Here is a 15,541-nt window from a genome sequence, read left to right as displayed (position 1 = left end):
TTTACACCAATCCGTTGATCGGCGAGCAGGTGACGGGCGGTTCGACCGCAGTCCGCGCCTCCTGGGACCCGATGCGCCAGGCAGGCGCCGCGGCACGCACGATGCTGATCGCGGCGGCGGCCGAGAGCTGGCAGGTCGAGGCCAAGGACTGTCATGCCGAGAAGGGCGTCGTGATCCATGCCGCGAGCAATCGCCGCGCGCCCTACGGCGATCTGGCGGAGAAGGCGGCCGGCCTGCCGGTCCCCGACAAGGTCGTGTTGAAGGACCCGAAGGATTTCACCCTGATCGGCACGCCGGCCAAACGCACCGATTCCCCGGGCAAGGTCAATGGCACGGCCATGTACGGCCTCGATGTCAGGCCGGCCGGTCTGAAAGTCGCCACTGTCGCCGCCTGCCCCGTCATCGGCGGCAAGCTGGGATCGGTCGATGACAGCCAGGCCAAGGCGGTCAAGGGCGTCCGGCAGATCGTCCACCTCGATGACGCGGTCGCGGTCGTGGCCGACCATATGGGCGCCGCCAAGAAGGGCCTCGCCGCCCTGCAGATCACCTGGGACGAAGGCGCCAACGCGCATGTCTCGACGGCCGACATCGTCGCGCAGCTCGAAGCGGCGGCGGCGAAGCCCGGTGTGGTGGCGCGACAGGAAGGCGACGTCGAAGCCGCGCTCAAGACCGCCGCCTCGAAATTCGAGGCCGACTACCATCTCCCCCTGCTCGCTCACGCCACCATGGAGCCGCTGAACTGCACCGTGCATGTGCAGAAGGACAGCTGCGAGGTCTGGGTCGGCAACCAGGTGCAGAACCGCGCCCGTGCCGCGGCGGCCAGGATCACCGGCCTGCCTTTCGAGAAGGTTCAGTTCCACAATTATTTCCTGGGCGGCGGGTTCGGGCGTCGCCTCGAGATCGACTATGTCGAGCAGGCGGTGCGCATCGCGCAGCAGGTCGAGGGTCCGGTGAAGGTGATCTGGACCCGAGAGGAGGACATCCAGCACGATGTCTATCGCGGCAATAATTTCAGCCGGCTGCGAGCCGGCCTCGATGCCAACGGCATGCCGGTCAGCTTCGAACATCGTGTGGTCGGGCCTGCGGTCATGGCGCGCTTCCTCCCAATTCTGTTCAAGGACGGCGTCGATCTCGACGCCGTCGAGAACGCGGCCGGTCCCTATGGCTATCCCAATCTTCGGGTCGATTATGTCCGCCAGGAAATGCCCACCGGTCTCGCGACCGGCAATTGGCGCGGCGTCGGTCCCACACGCAACACCGTCGTCGTCGAAGGATTCATCGACGAGCTGGCGCATAATGCCGGCAAGGACCCGGTCGAATATCGGCGCGCGCTCCTCGACAAGGACCCGCGCGCCAAGGCGGTGCTCGATCTCGCGGCGAAAAAATCGGGCTGGGGCCAGGCCATGCCGGCGGGCAACGGCCGCGGGATTTCGCTCCTGCTCGGCTTCGGCACCTATATGGCGCAGGTGGCCGAGGTCGCCGTCGACAAGGACGGTCAGGTCGCGGTGAAGCGCGTCGTCTGCGCCTATGACTGCGGCATGATCGTCAACCCCGACACCATCAAGGCGCAGATCGAGGGCGGCATCATGTATGGCTTGTCGGCTGCGCTCTATGGCGAGATCACGCTCAAGGATGGCCGCGTCGAGCAGAGCAATTTCGACAGCTATCAGGTGCTCCGCATCAACGAGGCACCGGCGATCGAGGTCTATCGCGTCGAGAACAGCGAGGCGCCGGGCGGCATGGGCGAGCCCGCGACTTCGGGTATCGCCCCCGCCGTCGTCAACGCCATCTTCGCCGCAACGGGCAAACGGCTGCGCAAGCTGCCGATCGATGCGAGCCAACTCAAATCCGCTTGACCCGGGCCCGCACCGGCCCTGCTAGAATGAGTCCGTCCCAGGAGGTCCCCTTGCGCCGCATTCCCGTCTCGCTGCTTCTCGCGTCTTCCGTGATCCTCGGTCTGTCCGGCGTCGCCCGGGCCGACGGCGACGCCGCCCATGGCAAGACCCTCTTCAGCCGCTGTTCGACCTGCCATGCCATCACCAATCAGAACAAGGTCGGCCCCTCGCTCGCCGGCGTCGTCGGCCGCAAGGCCGGCACGGTCGAGGGCGCGCGCTACTCGAAAGCGCTGCCCGCCTCGGGGATCGTCTGGGACGATCAGACCCTCGACGGCTTCCTCACCGATCCGGCCAAAGCGGTGCCCGGCACGACCATGATGGTGAAGCTGCCCAACGCCCAGGATCGCGCCGACATCATCGCTTACTTGAAGACCATCCCCGCTCCCTGACACAAAACGGCGGCCCCCGGCTCCTGACCACGGCGCCAAGAAACGAGCCTTCTTCCCGATCAATCAAGTCTGTACGGCCCATGCCCCAGGGCGGTGGCCAGTTTGTGACGTGGCGGATTCCAGCCATTCTCGAGGAAGCGCCAGGTTTACAGAGCAGCGGCGGCGGGCCAAGATTGGTCAATCATTCAATCCCATCGTCGCCGTCAGAAGGAGACTTCGCCATGACGAGCACAGCCCGTTCACTCCGCTTCGGAACCTTGGCCTCTGTCCTTCTTGCTGCAGCTCTCGCCGCCGCCCCGATCGGATTTGGGATCAACGGACACTGGGTCGATGGCGCGGCCGCCTTCGCAAAGAATGGTGGCGGTGGCGGCAACGGGAATGGCAACGGGAACGGAAATGGCGGCGGCAATGGGAATGGCGCTGGCAATGCGAATGGAGCGAGCAAGAACGCCAATGCGGGCAAAGGCCTGTCGAGTGCAACCGACGATGAATCGGCGCCGGGCAACCACGGCGCCCTTGCCAGCAGCCTCGGCGCCTTGAACGCGGCCAATGCCTCGACGAAGGCGCTCGACAAAGCGAATCCGAACTCGCGTGTCGGAAGGATCGCGACTTATGGAAAAGTCGTCGCCGCCGAAGACACTCTGGCCGATCCCAACGCCTCCACGGAAGACAAGGCCGCTGCGCAGTCCTTGCTGGAAGGGCTCGGCTTGGCCGACTTGACGGCGGAGCAAGCCGAACGCGCCTCGCTCGAAGATGCCGCCAACAAGACCGTGACCGACAAGGTCATGGACGCCGTCAACGACATGCTCGGCCTTTGAGGCAAGTGCGGAGCCCGATCATCTGCCGCGCCGTCCATCCCCACATGATCAAGGTTGCGGCCTGATCGCGAACTGTCGGGGCCAAGGAGCCCGGAGCATGACCAAGAGGAACAGCGTCGCCGTCGTCGAGTCCTTCTGGGCCGATGTGTGGCAGGCATGCAATCCCGAGGCGGTCGACGGATACGTGACCGAGGATTTTGTCATCACCACCGGTGGTCAGGAGGTGGTGTCGCGGGCCGCCTTCAAGGCCTGGGTCGCCGGCTTCCAGCAGAAGATCGCCGGGCTCGAATTCGACATCATCGAGAGCTTCCAGAACGAGGATGGCAGCCGTGTCGCCTCGCGCTGGCGGATCCGCGGCCGGAACAACGGCTTCCTCGGCACCCCTCCCGATCAGCAGCCGATCGAATTCACCGGCACCGCCATCTGGGCGGTCCGGGAGGACGGCAAGCTGCTGCATAACTGGGTCGAGCGGAGCGCCTGGGAGCAGTATCAGGCGCTCACGCGACGCTGATCCCGCGATCCGCGCCGAAAGCAGAACCCCGCCGAACGGCAAATCCCCTGTGACATCTGTAACGCGACGGCGCGATGGCCGTCGCCAAACTGTAGCCCGCGGCTCGTCATCCTCCCCGCATCGTGCAACTCGGGAGCAAGATAACGATGGCATTACCCATGCTGAAGCGGCGGGACGGCACCCCGGTCGACAAGACCGGCATCAAGGGGTTCAAGAAGGATTTCCGTGGACAGGTCATCCTGCCGGGCAGCGCCGATTACGATCCCGCGCGGCGTATCTGGAATGCGAGCATCGACAAGCATCCGGGCCTGATTGCCCGCTGCTCGGACGTGGATGACGTCCTCCATGCCGTCCGCTTCGCGCGCGCCAACGACCTGCTGGTGGCGGTGCGGGGTGGCGGCCACAATGTCGGTGGCCGGGCCTTGTGCGACGACGGCATCGTCATCGACCTGTCGGCCCTGAAGAGCATCACCGTCGATCCGCAGGCGCGGACGGTCCGCGTGGCGCCCGGCGTGCTGCTGAGCGAGCTGGATCGCGCGACGCATCCGCATGGCCTGGCGGTGCCGGCCGGCGTCGTCTCGCGGACGGGCATCGCGGGCCTCGCGCTCGGCGGCGGCATCGGCTGGATCTCGCGGAAATACGGGCTGACCTCGGACAATCTGCTGTCCTGCGATGTGGTCACGGCACGAGGCGAGCTCGTCACCGCCGACGCCAAGATCAACCCGGATCTGTTCTGGGGCTTGCGCGGCGGCGGCGGCAATTTCGGCGTCGTGACGTCGTTCCAGTTCCGGGCGCATCCGGTCTCGACCGTGCTCGGCGGCCTCCTCCTCCATTCCCGCGACCAGGCCGGCATGCTGCTGCGTCACTATCGCGCCCTCATGGCGACCGCGCCGGACGAGCTGACGGCCTTTGTCGGCTTTCTCCCGACACCCGATGGGCAACCCGCCGTGGCCGCGGTCGCCTGCTATTGCGGCGACATCGCCGAGGGCGAGCGCATCCTGGCGCCGCTGCGCGCCTTCGGATCGCCGATGGTCGACACGATCCAGCCGATCCCGTTTCCGGTCATGCAGACGCTGGCGGACGAATCCAATCCCGACCATATCCAGAATTACTGGCGCTCGACCTTCATCGAGACCTTGAGCGACGAGGTCATCGACCTGATCGTCGACCAGGCCGGCCGGGCGGAATCCTCGCTGAGCATCACGGTGCTGGGCATGCTCGGGGGCGCCATCGGCAGGGTGGACACCGGCGAAACGGCCTTCGCGCACCGGAAGGCCGCCTACAATATCGGGATCGAGGCGAAGTGGACCGATCCGGCCGAGAACCCCCGGCACATCGCCTGGGCGCGCGGATTCTCGGAGCGCCTCGAACCCCATTCGCGCCATGTCTCCATGCTGAACTTCCTCGGTGACGAGGGGCCGAACGCGGTCAAGCGCGCCTTCGGGCAGAACTATGAGAAGCTGGTCACGCTCAAGACCAAATACGACCCGACCAATTTCTTCAGCATCAATCAGAACATCGTTCCCCACCGCCAGAAACGGCAGGTGGCCGGCCGCTGAGGATTCAGGATCGAGGGCTCGACGACGTCGCGGCGGCGCTTTCGCGGCTTTCCTGGGACCGGAACAGCGGCAGCTTCACCGTGAAGCGCGCGCCGCCCGTGGGGCCGTCGCCGATCGTGACGCTGCCGCCCTGGGCCTCGACCAGATTGCGCACGATGGCGAGGCCGAGGCCGGCACCGCCGGTGCGCCGGTTGCGCGAGGTTTCGAGGCGGACGAAGGGCTCGAACAGCTCCTCGCGCAACCCTGCCGGGATGCCGGCGCCTTCGTCGTCGACCGTCAGCAGGATCGCTTCGGCATCGGTCGCCAGCGCCAGATGCGCGACCCGGCCATATTTCACGGCATTGTCGATCAGGTTCGAGACGATGCGGCGGAGGGCCAGCCGGTCGCCGAGGATCGCGGCGCCGGCCGCCGACGCCGCCTTGCGGAGATCGACCGGCGCGCCGGCCGCCTTGCGGTCCTCCACCTCGGCCTGGACGATCTGGCCGAAATCCACCAGCTCTTCCGAAAGCTCGCCCGCGCCGGCGCGGCTCGAGAGCAGCGCGTCGTCCAGGAGGCGGATGATGTCGTCGATATCGCCGATCGCGCGCTCGCGCTCCGCCGTCTCCGGGATGTGGTCCACGCGCAGGCGAAGGCGCGTCGCCAAGGTCCGCACGTCATGCGAGATGCCGCCCAGCATCGCCATGCGCGCGCGCAGCAGCCGCGAGAGGCGGTCCTGAAGCCGGTTGAAAGCGGCGATCAACGTCTGCACCTCGGGGGCGCTGGTGCGGGCGGGCGGCAAAAAGGTCGGCTCGCCCGCGAGATCCATCCGGTCGACCGCCGCCGACAGCCGGGCGAGCGGCCGTGTTTCGCGATGCATGATGACGAGGGCAATCAGCGCGATCAGCGTGCCGAGCAGGCCGGCGCCGAAGCCGACCGGCAGCCCGAACCGCGTGACGGGCAAGGGGCTGCGGGAGACGATGACGAGCGGGGTCCCGTCCTTCAGGGTGATGCGGAACTCGAGAGCGCTCGTCGCGAAGCCGGAGAATCTTGGAAAGCGACGCCCCATCTCGCTGAAGGGCAAGCTGGTGACAATCAGCGGATGATCGCCCAAGACATTGGCGTAGCTCTCTTTGAGCGCATCCGCGACCGGCCGGGCGCCTGCCCCTGCGGCAGCGTCTGAGGCTGCCGCAGGGCCGACATTCAAGATGCTCGATGAGACCGCCTCATAGACCAGCGGTCTCTGTTCCGTCGGCGTGCGTTCCGCCAGCTCGACAAGGGCCGCGATCTGCTGCGGCGTCGGCCAGGCATGCTCCCCCGCTCCCGCCTGCGAGCGGTAGAACAGCGCGATGGCGCCGATCCAGGCGACCAGCAGCGTGACCAGCACGATCAGGGTGATGCGTGTGGCCAGGCTCAGCCGCAGCATCATGGTACTCGCTTGACGTCGGCCGTGAAGATATAGCCGCCATTGCGCACGGTGCTGATCGGGTTGGAACCGGGGCTCGCCGCCTCGAGCTTCTTGCGCAGGCGCGAGACCAGCATGTCGATGGTGCGGTCGAGCGGATCGGCCGTGCGCCCGCGCGTCCAGTCCAGGATCTGGTCGCGCGTCAACACCCGGCGCGGCCGCTGCACGAAGCAGGCGAGCAGGTCGAACTCGGCGCTGGTGAGCGCCGGACCGCTGCCGCGCTCGTCGGTAAGCTGGCGCGCATCGAGATCGATGGTGAAGCGGTCGAAGGCGAAGCGGCGCGATGTGGGCGCCAGGGGCTGGGCGTTGGCGCGCCGCAGCAGCGCACGAACCCGGGCCAGCAGCTCGCGCGAGCCGAAGGGCTTCACCAGATAGTCGTCGGCGCCCATTTCGAGCCCCACCACCCGGTCGATCTCTTCGCTCTTCGCCGTCAGCATCAGGATCGGCAGCTGACTCTGCGCCCGAAGGCGCCGGCAGATGGAGAGGCCGTCCTCGCCGGGCAGCATCACATCGAGGATGACGAGGTCGGGATGCGCGCGGGCCAGGACCGCATCCATGGCGGCCCCATCTTCCGCCGTCTCGACGCCGAAGCCTTCGCGGCGCATCACATCCGCCACCAGCCGGAGGATGTCGGAATCATCTTCCACGATGAGAATGGTGGCCGGCGGCGCGCTCATGGCCGCCTTTTTCGCCCATTCCCGGCTGTCCCGCAAGGTGGGCGGAGCCTGTTACACACTGTTACCTGCCCGTGACCAAACAAGACAAAACGATAGCGGCCGGTCAAACGGCGGTGACATCGCCCGCGCAATCTCCTCGCCATGGCCACCCGCAATCCGGGCGGCCGCAGATGCAGAACAGAGGAGCACGGAACCATGAGAAAGCTACTCGCCATCACCGCCATCGCCGGCGCCGTGACGCTTGGTGCCGCCGCCGACGCCGATGCCTGGACGCGCAACAGCACCGTCACCGGGCCTCGCGGCACGACGACGATCCAGGGGTCAGGCAGCTGCGCCAATCACAGCTGCAGCCGGAATGTCGTCCGCACCGGCCCCACCGGCAACGTCACGACCCTCCAGGGCAGCGCGAGCTGCGCCGGCGGCAGCTGCGCCGGCACCCGCACGACCAGCTTTCCGAACGGCGGCACGGTCACCCGCCAGAGCACCGTTTCCCGCTGATAGCGATCGCGGCCGAGTGGCGGCAGCCCCGCCCCTTCGGCCGCGTCGAACCCTCACAACCGAGAACCTCCATGTCCAACACCGCCACTCTGCTGACCGACCCGAGCATGCGCCTGACGATCCTCGGGGTCGCCGGGGCCTTCATGGCCCTGGAGCTGCTGATGAGCCGCCTCGGCCATCGCCATCGCGACACGCACGACCTCGGCGAGAGCGCCGCCACCTTCGGCGTCGCCGTCGGCCATAGCCTCCTGCGCGCTGTGGGAGCCGGGCTGCTGTCCGTCCCCTTCACTTTTGTTTATAGCCATCGGTTGTTCGACTTCGACACGATGACCCCGCTGGCGCTGGGCGGCCTCTTCCTCGCAACCGAGTTCGTCTATTACTGGCATCATCGCGCCACGCACCGGATCCGCTGGATGTGGGCCACGCATTCGGTCCACCATTCGGCGACGAGGTTCAACCTGACGGCGGCGCTCCGCCTGGGCTGGACGGCCAACCTCTCCGGCGACTTCCTCTTCTTCCTGCCGCTCGCCTGGCTCGGTTTTCATCCCGCCGCCATCGTCGCCATGCTGAGCGCCAACCTGTTCTATCAGTTCTTCATCCACACCCAGATGGCGCCCAGGCTGGGGCCGCTCGAGTGGATCCTCAACACGCCGGCGCATCATAGCGTGCATCACGCCTCGAACGAGGCCTGCCTCGACAAGAACTATGGCGGCGTGCTGATCCTGTTCGATCGCCTGTTCGGCAGCTTTGCCGAAGCGCCGAGGGACGAGCCGCTCCGCTTCGGCCTGGTCGGCGGCACGCGGACGCTCAATCCCTTCCGCATCGCGTTCGGCGAATGGATCGCGCTGGCCCGCGACTTCCGCCGGGTCGACACGCTCAAGATGAAATGGCTGGCGCTGTTCGGCCCGCCGGGCGCCGTGAAGCCCCAGGGCTCACCGACCGCCGCCCCGACCGCCGCGATGCTGTCCCTCGCCTCTTGATCCTCGACAGGAGAATGAACCATGACCTCGCGCATGTCCCCTCGCCACCTGGCGGTCTCGGCCGCCGCCCTCATGACCTTTGGGCTGGGCCTGTCCGGCCCGGCCTTCGCAGAGACCCCATCCACGACGCCGTCACGGGCGCAGATCCAGGCCGTCGCCAAGGCCTGCCGGGGCGACATCCAACAGTTCTGCGAAACCGTCCAGCCGGGCGGCGGCCGCATCCTCGCCTGCATGAGGGAGCATAAGGATCAGCTCTCCCAGATTTGTCACGACGCGATCGCGCAAGCCTCGCAGGCCGCACCCGCGGGTCAGTGAGGTCAGTCGCCGCGATCAGCCGTCAATGCACCGGGCGGTTCTGGGTGTAGCTGATCGGCACGAAGACATAGCCCTTGCCGTCGGCGCGGACATGGCCGAAGGACGGAAAGGGCAGATGGGCGCCGGCGATCCAGTAGCCGTTCTTGGCGGCATCGGCCAGGACCTGCTCGCGGGTCGCCACCGCCTGTTTTGGATCGCTGTCCCATTTTATCGCCACGTCGGGATCGGCGAACTGCACGGGCGCGGCATGGATCAGGTCGCCCCAGAGGAGCAGCTTCTGCCCGTCGCTCTCGATCTGATACATGGTGTGGCCCGGCGAATGGCCGGGCGCTTCGACGGCCTTGATGCCCGGGAAGAGCTGCATGTCGCCGGTGAAGGGTTTCATGCGGTTGGCCGCGAGGTAGAGACCCATGGCCTGCCGGGCGATCTTGAAGTTCCCCTGCTGGGATTCGGGCGCGCCGGCCTCGTTTGATTCATTGAGCCAGTAGCTGACGTCTCTCTGGCTCACATAGAGCGTCGCATTCGGGAAGACCATCTTCCCGTTCAGCGAAAGGCCGCCGACATGATCGCCATGGAGATGGGTGATCAGGATGGTGTCGACCTCCTCGGGCCGATAGCCGGCGGCGCGCAGATTGTCGAGCATATGGCCCAGGGTCGGTCCGTAGAGCGTTCCTGCGCCCGTATCGACCAGGATCAGCTTGGTGCTGGTGTTGATCAGGAACCCGTTGACCGAGGTCTCCGCCGGCAGCCTGAGGAAGGCGTTCTTGTACGCCGCTTCCACCTCGCCCGGCTTGGCGTTCAGCAGGAGCTGGTCCATCGGGAAATCGGCGGTGCCGTCATTGAGCGCCGTGATCTCGAAGCTGCCGAGCATCAGGCGATAGAAGCCCGGCGCCTGCGTGCGCGCCTGCGGCGCGGCGGCGAAGCTGTCGGCGGGCGCCGACAGGCCGAACGCGGCGAAAACGATCGCGGCGGCCATGGCCTTGCGGATGAGGCCGGATTGAAGGGTCATGATGCGGTTCCTGCGAGCTGGTGAATCTAGGGACTCTGGGTCGAGGCGTCGGCGGGCTCGATCACTGCCGGTGGATTCCCAGTTCGCTCAACAATCCCTTTCCCGACTTTCTCAAGCAAGCATCGAGATCGTTGGCCGCGACCGAGGAGAGTATCCTGATCTGATCCGCCTTGGCGATCAGGAGCCGCCCCTTGGTCGTGTCCGGTATGTCCGGAACCAGCAGAACGCAGTCGCCGCCCTGGTCCCGCTCGACGATATAGGCAGGCTGCCAATAATCCTGCTGTTTGATCAGGGCCGTCGCGTAAGGAAGGATCCGTTGCTTATGTTGTAGTTTTTCTTCGGCCATGGATTTGTAGACGCCATAACCGGGCAGGTATTTCAGGAGCAGCCCTTCCACGGACTGACGGAACGCCGCCAGGAAAGCGTAGCGCATCAGCAGCCCGCACAGCAGGCAAAGGGCGATCAGGAGCAACCCCGTGGCAACGGTCGTTCCGCCGAATCCAAAGGAATTCAGGCCAAAGACCTGGGCAATCTTCTTCCCGACCGAGGTGAGTCCGACCCACGCCTTGGTCAGGATAACGAAGACAACGATGACGGGCAGCAGGAAGAAAAAGCCGGCGATCGCCAGGTTGCGAAGATTGGTCAGGAAGGTCTTCATCGGTTCCGACGCTCCTTCTCAATGCGAGGCCCTTCCTTGCCCGTCGCAGTTCGATCGGAGCAGGACGGCTCTTCACACCTACAGGGGCGAGGTCGATCGCGACAGTGAGATTATCGAGCGCTGAGCGCAGGACGGAGGCCGAGCCGCCTATCTCAGGATAGAGCGAGCTGGCGTCCCCAAGGGGATTCGAACCCCTGTTACCGCCGTGAAAGGGCGGTGTCCTAGGCCTCTAGACGATGGGGACCTGAGCCGTGCCGGGGGCCCTGTCGACCCCGGGCGCGCTCCCTGTCGGAGCGCCGCGATCCTGTAGCGGGTTGAGGCTCAAAAATCAACCATTCCCGCCGGATGCGAGGTCGCAGGGCGGGGTTCCGGGCCGGGCGGCTGGGGCTGGCTTGGGGCCTGAGGCTTGGCGCCGGCGTCGCCCGGGCTACACAAGCGACGGGCGCCTCCGGGCCGGTCCCAAGCCGCTATTTTGAGCTTTGTCGCCGGAGGGTCGCAGAGGGAAACTCTCGGGGACCATGAGCCGGTCGCCGTCGCTCCGCGGCCGGATCTTCCCGCAACATTTCGCCACAGACGGCCCGATGACCGCGCCGCACCGGAAACGCTGACGCATGCTCCTTGCCAGCTACAACATCCAATATTCGCTGGGCCAGGACGGCCGCTACGACATGGCACGGTGCTTGAGCGCCGTGCGCGGGGCGGACGTCATCTGCCTGCAGGAGGTCGAGCGGAACTGGCATCGCAGCGGCATGGTCGATCAGCCGGCGCTGATCCAGGAGCTGCTGCCGGACCGCTACGCCGCCTATGGCAGCCCCTTCGATGTCGACGCCAGCAGCCATGACGAGCTCGGCCGGCTGATCAACCGGCGCCGGCAGTTCGGCCAGATGACTCTCAGCCGCTGGCCCATCCTGGCGGCCCGCGCCCATATCCTGCCCAAGCTCGACACCGGCAGGCGCTTCAACATGGTGACCGGTGCGCTCGAGACCGTCATCGCGACGCCGGGCGGCCCCTTGCGCCTCTTCAACATCCATCTGAGCGACGCCTCGATGGACGAGCGGCTGATGCAGATCGAGCACCTGATGGGGCTGCTGCGGCACTCGTCCCGCGAGGGCGGCGTGTGGAACGGCGTCGAGTCCGACCCGAGCCATTGGCAGACGGAGAACCCGCCGCCCTCGCCGGCCGACGCGATCCTGCTGGGCGATTTCAACACCGAGCCGGACTCAGCCGAATATGAGGCGATCACGCGAGGCACAGCCGCCTCCGGGGGCCAAGCCGATGCCGCCGGCAATCCTCATGCCTTCGTCGACAGCTGGATCGCCGCCGGCCATCAGGCAAAGCGCGGCATCACCTATCGCCGCAACCCGGCGCAGCTCGCCGAATGGGACCAGCGCATCGATTATTGCTTCCTGCCCCTTGCCTGGGCGCCCCGCCTCGTGAGTGCGCGCATCGATGCCGAAGCGATCGGCTCGGACCATCAGCCCATCTGGGTCGAGTTGAAGGGCTGAGCCGTCACGCCCTCGCCAGCTTGCAGCGCTTTTGCCGCTACCCGTCGCGCGGCCGCTTCGGCATAATCCCGCGCCTTGCCGGCTGGCATCCCTGAGATTTCGCAGGGGGTCGGGCGCCATGACAGGCGCCGCCCTCGTCTCCGCGGATCGGCCGGCGGAGCGCTGCCGCGGATCCCGCGGGGCGCTGTCTCGCAACCCAATTCATCCCAAAGGGGACATCAGAGAATGAGCAAGATTCAGCGGATCGGCGTCGGCGCGCGCCTCAGCGATGCGGTCGTCCATGGCGACACGGTCTATCTGGCGGGCCAGGTCGCCGACAAGCCGGTGCCGTCTGCGGCGAAGCAGACGCAGCAGATCCTGAAGAACATCGACAAGCTGCTGAAGCAGTGCGGTTCGGACAAGTCCAAGATCCTGAAATGCAACATCTGGCTTTCCGACATCCGCTATTACGACGAGATGAACAAGGTGTGGGACGGCTGGGTCTCCAAGGGCAACCCGCCCGCCCGCGCCACCGTCGAAGCCCGCCTCGCCGGCCCGGAATATCTGGTCGAGATCATGGTGGTCGCGGCGAAGTAACTTCTTCTTCCTCTCCCCCTCCTCTTGAGGGGGAGAGGCGCCCTCTCGATAGGGCGCTACTGCGCCGGGGCCGCGTCCTCGATCACGAACTGGACGTCGTCGCGGCCCTGCCAGCGGTCGGGGCGGAGATGGCCGGCGATGTGCAAGGCGGGCCCTCCGGTCTGGGCCAGCGCGCGGCCGAGCTCGCTGTCGCGCACGCGGAAAGCGATACCCTTGAGCCGCCCGTTGCCGCCGCCGGCGAGGATGCAGCGCAGATGGTTCTCGCCGACGGGATCGGCTTTCACCACGCGCACCGCCGGCAGCGCGAAGCGCGGCTCGGCATTGCCGCTGCCGAAGGGCGCCAGGCGCTCCAGCATATTCATCAGATCGACCGTGGCCGCACCCGGCTGCAGCGCGCCGTCGAGCCCCAGCTCCGGCACCAGCCCGCCTTCGCGGACATGATCGGCGACGCGACCGGCGATGAAATCCCGCAACGCCCGGATCTTCGATTCCTCGACCGTCAGCCCCGCCGCCATGGCATGGCCGCCGCCATTGATCAGCAACCCCGCCTGGCGCGCGGCCAGCACGGCCGAGCCCAGATCGACGCCGGCGATGGAGCGGCCCGAGCCCTTGCCGATGCCGCCCTCGAGAGAGATCACGAAGGTCGGCCGGTTGTAGCGATCCTTGAGCCGGCTCGCGACGATGCCGATGACGCCCGCATGCCATCCGGCCGACGCGCAGAAGACCAGATCGCCGCTGCGGCCGTCGCCCGCCTCGACCGCGGCGATCGCCTGCTCCAGCACGATCGCCTCGATCTGCTGGCGCTCGCGGTTGAAGCCGTCGAGCTCGGCTGCCAGCATCTTCGCCTCGGCCGCATCCTCGGTGGCGAGCAGCCTTGCGCCCAGATCGGCCTTGGCCACGCGCCCCCCCGCATTGACGCGCGGGCCCAGCAGGAAGCCCAGATGATAAGCCGTCGGCGCGCCGTCGAGCCGCGCCACGTCCGAGAGCGCCGCGAGGCCGGCATTGGCGCGCTTGCCCAGCACCTTGATGCCCTGTGTCACCAGCGCGCGATTGATCCCGATCAGCGGCACCACGTCGGCCACGGTGCCGAGCGCCACCAGGTCGAGCCATTGCAGCAGATCGGGTTCGGGCCGGCTCGCGCTGTACCAGCTCGCGGCCCGGAGCGCGCGATTGAGCGCGACGACGAGAAGAAAGGCGACGCCGACCGCGGCGAGCTGGCCGAGGCCCGCCGGCTCGTCGAGCCGGTTGGGATCGACCACCGCCACGACCGCCGGCAGTTTCGGCTCCGCCTTGTGATGATCGATGATGATGGTCTCGAGGCCCGCCGCGGCCGCGCTTTCGAGCGGCTCATAGGCAGTGATGCCGCAATCGACCGCGATCACCAGATCGATGCCGCGCGCCTTGAGCTTCAGCAGCGCCGGCAGGTTGGGCCCATATCCTTCGGTCAGGCGGTCGGGAATATAGCGGTCGATCGGATGGCCGATCGCGGCGAAGAAACGCTGCAGCAGCGCCGAGGATGTCGCGCCATCCACGTCATAGTCCCCGAATACGGCGATGCGCTGGCCCTGCACCAGCGCCTGCACCAGCCGCGCCACGGCACGGTCCATGTCCTTGAGCCGCGAGGGATCCGGCAACTGGTCGCGCAGGCGCGGCTCGAGGAAGCCCGCCACCTCGTCCGGCCCGATCCCGCGCGCCGCCAGCACGCGGCCCACGATCTCCGGCAGGCTGTGGCGCTGCGCCAGCATCAGCCCCTGGCGCTCGTCGCCCAGCCGCGCGCGCCAGCGCTTGCCCGAAAAGGAGCGCTCGACGCCGAGAAAGGCGGCCGAAGGAACGAGGCTGCTGGAAAGGGGTGCGGTTGCGGTCATGAAGCTACGGGGAGATTAGCACCCTTGGCCCGGAGTCGAGCGTGTGGATGTCGGGGACAAGAAGAGCGCCGCAGGACGGAGCCCGATTGCGATCTCAGGGGATCAGGCTCGCATTGGTCGCCGCGACCGTGGCCTCGTTCACCAGCGCGAATAGGCGGTTGGAGAGGTCGTTGTAGATCTCGCCGGTCTCGTCCTTGAAACTGAGGTCGTTCCAGGAGCCCATCGCGCCGAAGACCCAGGCGGCCTCGGCGGCGCCGAGGAGTTGGCGGGCGGGGATATCCAGCCCGTCTTTGTCGTCGAGCTTTTCGAACCAGCCGCCCTCGAGCGGCGTCGTGCTGGCGAGGCGTTCAACCGCCATGCGGAAGCTCTCGGCGAAATTGTCGAGCTGCTGGGCATCGGCAAATTTGGCAATGTCAGTGAGCGTCGCCGCCAGGTCCGCGCGCACTGCGGCGGGTTCGCGCTGCGTTTCCTCGGTGAGGTCGAAACCGGTTGCGACCCGGCCATAGGTCGCGGTCCAGATCTTCTGCGCCGGGTCCTTGCGGTCACCCACGGCCCAGCGCGCTTCCCAGAGATCGGCCTCGTCACCTTTGACGGCCGTCACGAAACGCCTTCCGCCGCCGCCCGCCAGGCCGACCGTCTCGCGGTCGCGCTGCGTGCCCTGGCTCGGGACATAGAGCAGCCGCAGGCTCGACACCCCTTCGGTCTGGAATCTTCTTCATCCAGGCGAGCGGGTGATCGGCATGGGGCTCGGCGACCGGCGCCTGGTCGGGTCCGCTCAGCGTGACGAAAGCCACGCGCTTGCAATAACGGAAGACGGACGCCTCGGGCCAGAATGCGCCGACGTC

Annotated in this window: 16 protein-coding genes and 1 tRNA gene; 10 read left to right on the top strand and 7 right to left on the bottom strand. The window is 67.0% G+C overall.

Features of this window, described 5'->3' with window-relative positions; genetic code table 11:
• The 5 genes from ACREE8_RS09520 to ACREE8_RS09500 form a co-directional block, all read left to right on the top strand.
• Positions 1-1,856 (top strand): xanthine dehydrogenase family protein molybdopterin-binding subunit (locus ACREE8_RS09520; protein ID WP_431572748.1); only part of this gene is annotated, 1,856 nt, incomplete at its 5' end.
• Positions 1,857-1,906: 50 nt separating this feature from the next.
• A complete protein-coding gene (locus ACREE8_RS09515) occupies positions 1,907-2,284 on the top strand; it encodes a c-type cytochrome (protein WP_431572747.1) in 378 nt (125 codons plus the stop codon).
• A gap of 221 nt (positions 2,285-2,505) precedes the next feature.
• The gene (locus ACREE8_RS09510; protein WP_431572746.1) at positions 2,506-3,102 is read left to right on the top strand and encodes a hypothetical protein; all 597 of its coding nucleotides are present in this window, start codon (positions 2,506-2,508) and stop codon (positions 3,100-3,102) included.
• A gap of 97 nt (positions 3,103-3,199) precedes the next feature.
• Entirely contained in the window at positions 3,200-3,613 is a 414-nt protein-coding gene (locus ACREE8_RS09505; RefSeq protein WP_431572745.1) for an ester cyclase, read from the top strand.
• Between the two features lie 146 nt (positions 3,614-3,759).
• Positions 3,760-5,172, top strand: coding sequence for an FAD-binding oxidoreductase (locus ACREE8_RS09500; RefSeq protein ID WP_431572744.1), 1,413 nt, complete (start codon positions 3,760-3,762; stop codon positions 5,170-5,172).
• A 4-nt stretch (positions 5,173-5,176) separates the two neighbouring features.
• Here ACREE8_RS09500 and ACREE8_RS09495 read toward each other — a convergent pair whose 3' ends face one another.
• Both ACREE8_RS09495 and ACREE8_RS09490 read right to left on the bottom strand, forming a co-directional pair.
• Positions 5,177-6,577, bottom strand: a complete 1,401-nt coding sequence (locus ACREE8_RS09495) for a HAMP domain-containing sensor histidine kinase (RefSeq protein WP_431572743.1) — start codon at positions 6,575-6,577, stop codon at positions 5,177-5,179.
• Positions 6,574-7,290, bottom strand: a complete 717-nt coding sequence (locus tag ACREE8_RS09490; protein WP_431572742.1) for a response regulator — start codon at positions 7,288-7,290, stop codon at positions 6,574-6,576. Before ACREE8_RS09490 ends, ACREE8_RS09495 begins: the two co-directional genes overlap by 4 nt.
• Positions 7,291-7,485: 195 nt before the next feature.
• Between ACREE8_RS09490 and ACREE8_RS09485 the strand changes: the two genes are divergently transcribed.
• The 3 genes from ACREE8_RS09485 (at position 7,486) to ACREE8_RS09475 (ending at position 9,083) form a co-directional block, all read left to right on the top strand.
• Entirely contained in the window at positions 7,486-7,788 is a 303-nt protein-coding gene (locus tag ACREE8_RS09485; protein ID WP_431572741.1) for a hypothetical protein, read from the top strand.
• A gap of 71 nt (positions 7,789-7,859) precedes the next feature.
• Positions 7,860-8,768, top strand: a complete 909-nt coding sequence (locus ACREE8_RS09480) for a sterol desaturase family protein (RefSeq protein WP_431572740.1) — start codon at positions 7,860-7,862, stop codon at positions 8,766-8,768.
• A 21-nt stretch (positions 8,769-8,789) separates the two neighbouring features.
• Positions 8,790-9,083, top strand: a complete 294-nt coding sequence (locus tag ACREE8_RS09475) for a cysteine rich repeat-containing protein (protein WP_431572739.1) — start codon at positions 8,790-8,792, stop codon at positions 9,081-9,083.
• A gap of 22 nt (positions 9,084-9,105) precedes the next feature.
• On the opposite strand, the gene ACREE8_RS09470 is transcribed toward ACREE8_RS09475, so the two are convergent.
• From ACREE8_RS09470 to ACREE8_RS09460, 3 genes are all read right to left on the bottom strand, one after another.
• Positions 9,106-10,092 carry an MBL fold metallo-hydrolase gene (locus ACREE8_RS09470; protein WP_431572738.1) on the bottom strand — a complete coding sequence of 329 codons (987 nt, stop codon included), beginning with the start codon at positions 10,090-10,092 and terminating at the stop codon, positions 9,106-9,108.
• Positions 10,093-10,153: 61 nt separating this feature from the next.
• Entirely contained in the window at positions 10,154-10,750 is a 597-nt protein-coding gene (locus ACREE8_RS09465; RefSeq protein ID WP_431572737.1) for a hypothetical protein, read from the bottom strand.
• 168 nt (positions 10,751-10,918) lie between these two features.
• Positions 10,919-10,994, bottom strand: a tRNA-Glu gene (locus ACREE8_RS09460).
• Positions 10,995-11,361: 367 nt separating this feature from the next.
• On the opposite strand from ACREE8_RS09460, the gene ACREE8_RS09455 reads away from it, so the two are divergent.
• Entirely contained in the window at positions 11,362-12,255 is an 894-nt protein-coding gene (locus tag ACREE8_RS09455) for an endonuclease/exonuclease/phosphatase family protein (protein WP_431572736.1), read from the top strand.
• 225 nt (positions 12,256-12,480) lie between these two features.
• Positions 12,481-12,831 carry a RidA family protein gene (locus ACREE8_RS09450; RefSeq protein WP_431572735.1) on the top strand — a complete coding sequence of 117 codons (351 nt, stop codon included), beginning with the start codon at positions 12,481-12,483 and terminating at the stop codon, positions 12,829-12,831.
• 56 nt (positions 12,832-12,887) lie between these two features.
• Here ACREE8_RS09450 and recJ read toward each other — a convergent pair whose 3' ends face one another.
• Together recJ and ACREE8_RS09440 are read right to left on the bottom strand one after the other, a co-directional pair.
• The gene (gene recJ, locus ACREE8_RS09445; RefSeq protein WP_431572734.1) at positions 12,888-14,696 is read right to left on the bottom strand and encodes a single-stranded-DNA-specific exonuclease RecJ; all 1,809 of its coding nucleotides are present in this window, start codon (positions 14,694-14,696) and stop codon (positions 12,888-12,890) included.
• A gap of 94 nt (positions 14,697-14,790) precedes the next feature.
• Positions 14,791-15,390, bottom strand: coding sequence for a hypothetical protein (locus tag ACREE8_RS09440; RefSeq protein WP_431572733.1), 600 nt, complete (start codon positions 15,388-15,390; stop codon positions 14,791-14,793).
• Positions 15,391-15,541: the final 151 nt, after the last annotated feature.

It is taken from the genome of Hypericibacter sp. (assembly GCF_050729195.1).
GTDB lineage: Bacteria > Pseudomonadota > Alphaproteobacteria > Dongiales > Dongiaceae > Hypericibacter.
The sequence above is the reverse complement of the archived record's forward strand: the minus strand, read 5'-3'. Positions and strand labels throughout refer to the sequence as shown.